This window comes from Paraburkholderia sp. (assembly GCF_035948235.1).
Lineage (GTDB): Bacteria > Pseudomonadota > Gammaproteobacteria > Burkholderiales > Burkholderiaceae > Paraburkholderia.
Map to the genome: position 1 here is coordinate 1 of NZ_DASZJJ010000315.1, position 6,708 is coordinate 6,708.

5 protein-coding genes and 1 pseudogene are annotated in these 6,708 nt (G+C 64.3%); 4 read left to right on the plus strand and 2 right to left on the minus strand.

The annotated features are described in order from the left end of the window. Positions 1–71: 71 nt before the first annotated feature. A pseudogene (locus tag VG320_RS27915) lies at positions 72–879 on the plus strand (IS5 family transposase). A gap of 16 nt (positions 880–895) precedes the next feature. On the opposite strand, the gene VG320_RS27920 reads toward VG320_RS27915, so the two are convergent. Beyond that, positions 896–1,828, minus strand: coding sequence for a LysR family transcriptional regulator (locus tag VG320_RS27920; protein ID WP_327203306.1), 933 nt, complete (start codon positions 1,826–1,828; stop codon positions 896–898). 147 nt (positions 1,829–1,975) lie between these two features. On the opposite strand from VG320_RS27920, the gene VG320_RS27925 reads away from it, so the two are divergent. The 3 genes from VG320_RS27925 to VG320_RS27935 all read left to right on the plus strand — a co-directional run bounded on the left by VG320_RS27925 (position 1,976) and on the right by VG320_RS27935 (position 5,909). Continuing rightward, positions 1,976–2,839 carry an NAD(P)H-binding protein gene (locus VG320_RS27925; protein ID WP_327203307.1) on the plus strand — a complete coding sequence of 288 codons (864 nt, stop codon included), beginning with the start codon at positions 1,976–1,978 and terminating at the stop codon, positions 2,837–2,839. A gap of 257 nt (positions 2,840–3,096) precedes the next feature. Further along, entirely contained in the window at positions 3,097–4,206 is a 1,110-nt protein-coding gene (gene opgC, locus VG320_RS27930) for an OpgC domain-containing protein (RefSeq protein ID WP_327203308.1), read from the plus strand. Then, complete coding sequence (locus tag VG320_RS27935; RefSeq protein WP_327203309.1) at positions 4,203–5,909, plus strand: tannase/feruloyl esterase family alpha/beta hydrolase; 1,707 nt, start codon at positions 4,203–4,205, stop codon at positions 5,907–5,909. Before opgC ends, VG320_RS27935 begins: the two co-directional genes overlap by 4 nt. 19 nt (positions 5,910–5,928) lie before the next feature. Here the strand turns inward: VG320_RS27935 and VG320_RS27940 are convergent. Continuing rightward, a partial coding sequence (locus VG320_RS27940) for a LysR substrate-binding domain-containing protein (RefSeq protein WP_327203310.1) occupies positions 5,929–6,708 on the minus strand: 780 nt, incomplete at its 5' end.

A 6,708-nucleotide genomic window follows, 5' to 3' on the forward strand; every position in this document is an offset into this window, starting at 1 on the left:
TGGATCTTGGAAAATAATACTCAGTTTAGAGCGTGTTAGGCACTTTTCGCCAGACCTGGTATCCTGGCGAGATGAGCAAACGCAAGCCCTACCCAACGGACGTATCGGATGAAGAATGGCACTTCGCGGCACCGTACCTGACTTTGATGAGCAAAGATGCGCCGCAACGCCGATACGAATTGCGCGAGATGTTCAACGCGTTGCGCTGGATCGTGAGGGCGGGCGCTCCATGGCGCCTTCTGCCACATGAATTTCCGCCGTGGGAACTGGTCTATCAGCAAACTCAACGCTGGATTCAGGCGGGTTGTTTCGAAGCCATGGTGAACGATCTGCGTTCGATTATTCGGGTCGCACAGGGCCGAAAAGGCCAGCCCAGTGCAGTTATTCTCGACGGGCGCACGCTGCAGTCGACATGCGAGAGCGGGCCGCGCGCTGGTTACGATGGCTACAAGCGCAAGAAAGGCAGCAAAGTTCATATGGCAGTCGACACCCTGGGGCAGTTGCTCGCGGTGCATGTGACGCCGGCAAACGAGCAGGAACGAGCGCAGGTTGGTGAACTCGCCCGACGAGTGCAGCAGGCCACAGGCAAGACAGTAAAGGTAGCGTTCGCCGATCAGGGATATATGGGTGAAGAACCCGCGCAGGCAGCGCTTGATGAAGGCATTGAACTTCACGTGATCAAGTTGGCAGAAGCGAAAAAAAGGCTTTGTGCTGCTCCCACGTCGTTGGGTAGTTGAGCGCAGTTTCGGCTGGCTGAACCGCTTTCGGCGGCTCACGCGCGACTACGAACGTCTGCCCGAAACCGTTGCGGGGCTTCATTTCGTCATATTTTCCGTTCTCATGCTCGTTCATTTCGCAAACCTGACGAAAAGTGCCTAACACGGTCTAGGGGACGTCAATACCACGGCACATCGTTCACCTGCGCGCCGGTCACCTTGACGATGAACTCCAGAAACGCGCGCACTTTCGCCGATGGATGCCGCCGCGACGGATAGAGCGCGTAAAGCGGAAAGCGTTCGTCGGGCCAGTCGGGAAACAGATCGACGAGCTTGCCGCTCTCGAACAGCGGCTGGGTGCCCAGCGCCATGATCTGCGCGATGCCGTGACCCGCCAGGCACGCACCGTGCATCGTCGACACGTCGTTGACGGTGAGCCGCCCGCGCGCAGCGATCACGGTCTTTTTGCGCGGACGGTGAAACTCCCAGACAAAAGGCCGCCCGCTGAGCGGATCACGAAACTGGATGCACTCGTGCGGCGCGCGTTCGAGATCGGCGGGCTTGAGCGGTTTGCCGTGCTTCTTCAGATAGGCAGGCGAAGCGGCCGTCACGATGCGTGTGTCCAGCAGTTTGCGCGCCACCAGCGTCGAAGGACGCGGCTCGCCAAAGCGGACCGCCAGATCGAAACCATCGGCGATCATGTCGCCCAGTTCGTCGCGCGTCATCAGGTCGAGTTCGAGGTCCGGATAGCGCTCGACAAACTGGCCGATGCGCGGACTCAGCACGATCTTCGAGAAGAACGGATCGACGTTGACGCGCAGCCGTCCACGCACGGCGCTCGCGCCGCCTGCCGCCGCCGCCGCGGCTTCCTCCAACCCTTCGAGTAGCGGCACGACCTGCTGGTAAAGCCGCCGCCCTTCGTCGGTCAACGTGACCGAGCGTGTCGTGCGGTCGAACAGCCGGATGCCCAGACGCGCTTCCAGCCGCGCTACCGACCGGCTCACGCCCGATTGCGACATATCGAGCCTTTCCGCCGCGCCCGCGAAGCTGCCGCTCTCGACAATCGCCGTCAGCACGCCCATGCCGTTGAGAACACGTTCGTCGAATGACATGGTGATTTCCCCGTTTGAATCGCGCATCGCGATCATGCCATTGTGTCATGAATCAAATGCCATTCATGTCATGGATCGCGGCCCGCGTCGCGCCCACAATCCGTTGCGTCAAAACCCTTTCTTCAATCTTCGTAGCGGAGCAGGCAGATGTTTGCAATCACAGGTATCACGGGTCAGGTGGGCGGCGCGCTCGCGCAGGCGCTGATCGAACAGAAGCAGGCCGTGCGCGCCGTCGTGCGCAGTGCGGATAAAGCTGCGCCGTGGGCGGCACGCGGCTGCGAGATCGCGCTCGCCGATATGGCCGATAGCGCCGCATTACGCGGTGCCTTTGAAGGCGCGCAGGGCGTGTTCGTGCTGTTGCCGCCGGTGTTCGACCCTTCGCCGGATTTCGCCGAATCGAAACGCACCATCGCGGCGCTGCGCGAAGCGCTGGACGAAGCGCAACCGCAACGCGTGGTCGTGCTCTCCACCATCGGCGCGCAGGCCACTCAGCCGAATCTGCTGAGTCAACTCGGCTTGATGGAACAGGCGCTGGGCACGCTGGCCATGCCCGTCGCCTTTCTGCGCGCGGCCTGGTTCTTCGAGAATGCAGCGTGGGACGTCGCGGCGGCGCGCGATCAGGGCGCGATCGACAGCTATTTGCAGCCTTTGGATAAACCAGTGCCGATGGTTTCGACTTTCGATATTGGCCGCGTCGCCGCGCATTTGCTCCAGCAGCAATGGTCGGGCGTGCGCGTGGTGGAACTGGAAGGGCCGCGTCGTGTGACGCCCGATGAAATCGCGGCGGCGCTAGCGCGCGCACTCGACAGGCCGGTGCACGCACGCGCCGTGCCGCGCGAGCAATGGGAGACGCTATTCCGTGCGCAGGGCATGCAGAATCCCGCGCCGCGCATGCAGATGCTGGACGGTTTCAATGAAGGCTGGATCGAATTCGAATCGCCTGAAGCGACGCTCAAGGGTCATGTCACGCTCGAAGAAGCGATGGCTTCGCTCGTCGCGAAAAACGCCTGAATGCGCGCCTGAAAGCACACCTGAGCGCATACCCGATCACGAAACTGGCGCGTCACTGGCATCGACATGGCGTGCCAGTCATCTGTGCAATTCGCGGGGAACATTCGTTGCGTGAGTCGCTCGTAGAGGCATGAGCGGCGTGACAAAGACTTGGGTTGCAGATTGAGTGCGGGCGCACCTGTCACGTTGCCTTCCATACCTTTCATCGAACGATCGCGCGTGCCGCCGCGCGCGATCCGGATGCCAGCGAGGGACACATGCAAGCGCGTCAGGGGCGTTCCATCGAAGTCGATTTTTTCCGCGGCATCGTGCTGATCGTGATCGTGCTCGATCACATTCCCGGCAGCGCGCTTTCGCATGTGATGTTGCATGCGTACGCGTTGTGCGATTCCGCCGAGGTGTTCGTTTTTCTTGGCGGCTACGCGTCGGCTGCCGCGTATATGGCCGTGCACGCACATCGCGGCGTCAACGCCGCGCAGGCGCGCTTTTTACGGCGTAGCTGGGAAATCTATCGCGCGTATCTGCTGACCGCGCTGCTCACGCTGCTGTCGGGCGCGCTGCTTGCTGCGCTGCGCCTGAATCCGCTCGCCGCCGACCTGAGCGGCTGGGCGCCGTTCGCCTCGCATCCGGTCCGCGAGACCCTGCATGTTCTCGTGCTCGCGCGCCAGCCGTATCTGTCGAGCGTGTTGCCGATGTATGTCATATTTGCGTTATGCGTGCCTGCCGCCGTGCCGCTCGCGCGCCGCGCGCCATTGCCGACGCTGGCTGGCAGTCTGCTGATCTGGGTCGTTGCGCCCCAGCTTGCCGGGCTCTTTAGCGCCGGGCACATTGCGGACTGGTCGTTCAATCCGTTTGCGTGGCAACTGATGTTCGTGTTCGGCATGCTGTGCAGGCTGCATCCGCTGCCCGCCGATTTCAAGGCCTCGCAGGCCGCCAGCTGGCTCGTGCGTGTTGCGTTCGCGGCGGTGGCGGTGTTCGCAGCGGTAAAACTGCTGGTCCTGACTCAACCTTTGCCTGGAGCCATGAAACAGCATCTGGCGTTTGCCCGTGTCATCAACTTCATCGCGATCGCGATGGTGGCCGCGTATTTCGTGCATCGCGGCACCGTCGCGCGCCTGGCCGCGCGTCTGCCAGCCGTGGTGGCGGTGGGCCGCACGGGGCTGGTGTGCTTTGTCGGCGGCACGCTGATTTCGGTGCTCGTCGATACTGCGACGCCGCACGCGCTGCACGGCGCAGCGGCGTTTGCTGCGGCGCTGGCCGGCGACGCCGTGGCGATCGGCGCGACGCTCGCGCTCGCGCACGCCTGGCGCGGTGTGGCGAGCCGGCAAAAAGCGCGCGCCGCTGTCAACGGCGCTGGGTGCGGATGAGCGTCGCGCGGCGCTACGCCTGCTGGAGAGTCGCCCGCCGGGTGGCGTTCGCGCTCACGGTTTTGTTCGCGCTCCTTTACGCGCTCGCCGCCAGCGCGCCCGCCCACGCCCAGCGGGCCCCCGCGCTACCACTGCATTGCGCCGATCTCGCTGGCGTGCTGCTGCCGCCCACCAGCATCGGCGTGCCTACCGGCGGGGCACTGGTGCAGAGCGCCGCCATGATTGCGGCGACCGCCACCGGCAACCAGGACGGCGACTTCTGCCGCCTGACCGGCGTGATCCGCCCGCAAACCGCCGGCACGCCCGACATCCACTTCGAGCTGAATCTGCCGAGCCGCTGGAACGGCCGCGCCGTGCAGTTTGGCGGCGGCGGGTATAACGGCGTCGTCGTCACCGGCACCGGGCCGACGCCGTTCTCGCCTGACCGCGCGCCGCTCGCGCGCGGCTACGCCACCTTCGGCGACGACTCGGGCCACCACGGCGATTCCTCGCAGGCGAATTTCGGCCTGCTCGACGAGGCCGTGACCAATTTCGGCTATCTGCATCTGAAGAAAGTCCACGACGTCGCGCTCGCGCTGATCGAGCAAGGCTACGGCCGCGCGCCCGAGCACATGTATTTCGCGGGCGGATCGACCGGCGGGCGCGAGGGCTATACCGTGATCCAGCGCTATCCCGACGATTACGACGGCGTGATCGCCAACGCGCCCGCGCTGAATTTTTCCGGCGTGCGGCTGCTGGGCCTGGTGGTGGGCCAGAGCGAATACCGCACGCCCGGCGGCTATCTGTCGCCGCCATTGCTGGAGCGCGTCTACGAGCGCGCGATGCAGGTTTGCGACACGCTGGACGGCGCCGCCGACGGCATCATCAGCGATGTGGAAGGCTGCCGCGCGAAGGAGGCCGACATCGTCGAATCGCTGCGCTGCCCAGCGCAGGAAGCGGGCGCTGCTTCTGCCTCCGCTTCTGCTACCACCGCCGACGAATGCCTCACGCCCGCGCAGCTCGCAACGCTCGAACACCTGCGCGATGGCCTGCGTCTACCCTACCCGCTCGCCTGGAACGCAGACCGCTATCGCGGCTACAACGTCTTCCAGGGCGTACGCTTCACCAGCATGCTGGGCCTCGCGCACTCGCCGGAGCGCCTGCCACAGCCTACTTTCGCCGCCAACGGTTATCTGTTCGCGCAAGGCGATGCGTACATCAAATATTTCGTCACGCATGACCCGAGCTTCGATGCGATCAACTTCGACGTGACGCAACCGGGCCGCTATCAGCAGCGCCTCTATACGCTGTCGGCGACGATAGGCGCGATGAACCCCGATGTCTCGCGCTATCTCGCGCGCGGCGGCAAACTCATTACGCTCCAGGGTCTCGCCGACGAAGTCATCAGCCCGAACCAGACCATCGCCTATTACAACGACCTGATCGCACGGTACGGCGAAACGCGCGTGGACAACTTCATGCGCCTGTACATGGTTCCGGGCTTCCAGCACGGCAACGGCGTGTTCATCCCATCGGTGGATCTGCTGGGCGCGCTCGATGGCTGGGTCTCGCATGGCGTCGCCCCGCAGACGCTGCTGGCCACCGATATCGCCCAACCGAGCAACGGCCGCACGCGTCCGCTATGCCGCTATCCCGCGTTCGCGCGCTATACGGGCAAGGGCAATATCAATCGCGCCAGCAGTTTTGAATGCGCGTTGCCGTGATGACTGCGGTGAGCACCCATTACTCGCCGATCATCGCGGGAATACGCGCCTTCAAGGCGTCGATGGCGACGCGCGTCTTGGCGCGCAGATGGCGCTCTTTCGGCCAGACCGCGTAAATCTCCTGCGAATGCACGCGGTAACTGTCGAGCACCGGCACGAGCGCCCCGCTTTGCTCGAAACGTGTGAGCAGCCAGCAGGGCAGCCAGGCCAGCCCGTAACCGTCGATTGCCGCAGCGGCGATCGCCTGAATATCGTCCATGCTGATCTGCGAGCGGATCGGCACCGGCTTCGCTGCGCCATGGCTTGCGTCACCGCCTGCTGCGCCCGATCCGCCCCACCAGGGCGCCACATTGCCGCCGCACGAATACGCAATGCCAACATGATCCGCGAGATCGTCGAGACTCACGGGCGTGCCATGCCGCGCGAGATACGCAGGCGACGCGCCGATCACCACATGCTGCGTGCCCAGATGCCGCGCCGCCAGCGTCGTGCTGTCGCGCAACTCGCCGATACGCACGGCCAGATCGATACCCTCTTCGACCAGATCGGTCACGCGGTCGGTAAACGACAGATCGATCTGGAGTTTCGGATATTGCCGCGCGAGGTCGAGCAGCACCGGCGCAACGCACAGATGCCCGAAGGCCTCCGGCACGCTCACGCGCAGGCGGCCGCTTGGCTCGATGCCACTGTGGTCGAGCGCCGCCTCGGCGTTGTCGAGTTCGGCTAGTGCGCGCACGCAGCCTTCGTAGTACGACTGCCCTTCGGCCGTGAGCGACTGGCTGCGCGTGCTGCGATGAAG

Excerpts from the sequence above, each read along its gene's own strand:
- VG320_RS27925 (WP_327203307.1), top strand. The coding sequence starts at position 1,976 with ATGTTTGCAATCACAGGTATCACGGGTCAGGTGGGCGGCGCGCTCGCG.
- VG320_RS27935 (WP_327203309.1), top strand. The coding sequence starts at position 4,203 with ATGAGCGTCGCGCGGCGCTACGCCTGCTGGAGAGTCGCCCGCCGGGTG.
- VG320_RS27920 (WP_327203306.1), bottom strand. The coding sequence starts at position 1,828 with ATGTCATTCGACGAACGTGTTCTCAACGGCATGGGCGTGCTGACGGCG.
- opgC (WP_327203308.1), top strand. The coding sequence starts at position 3,097 with ATGCAAGCGCGTCAGGGGCGTTCCATCGAAGTCGATTTTTTCCGCGGC.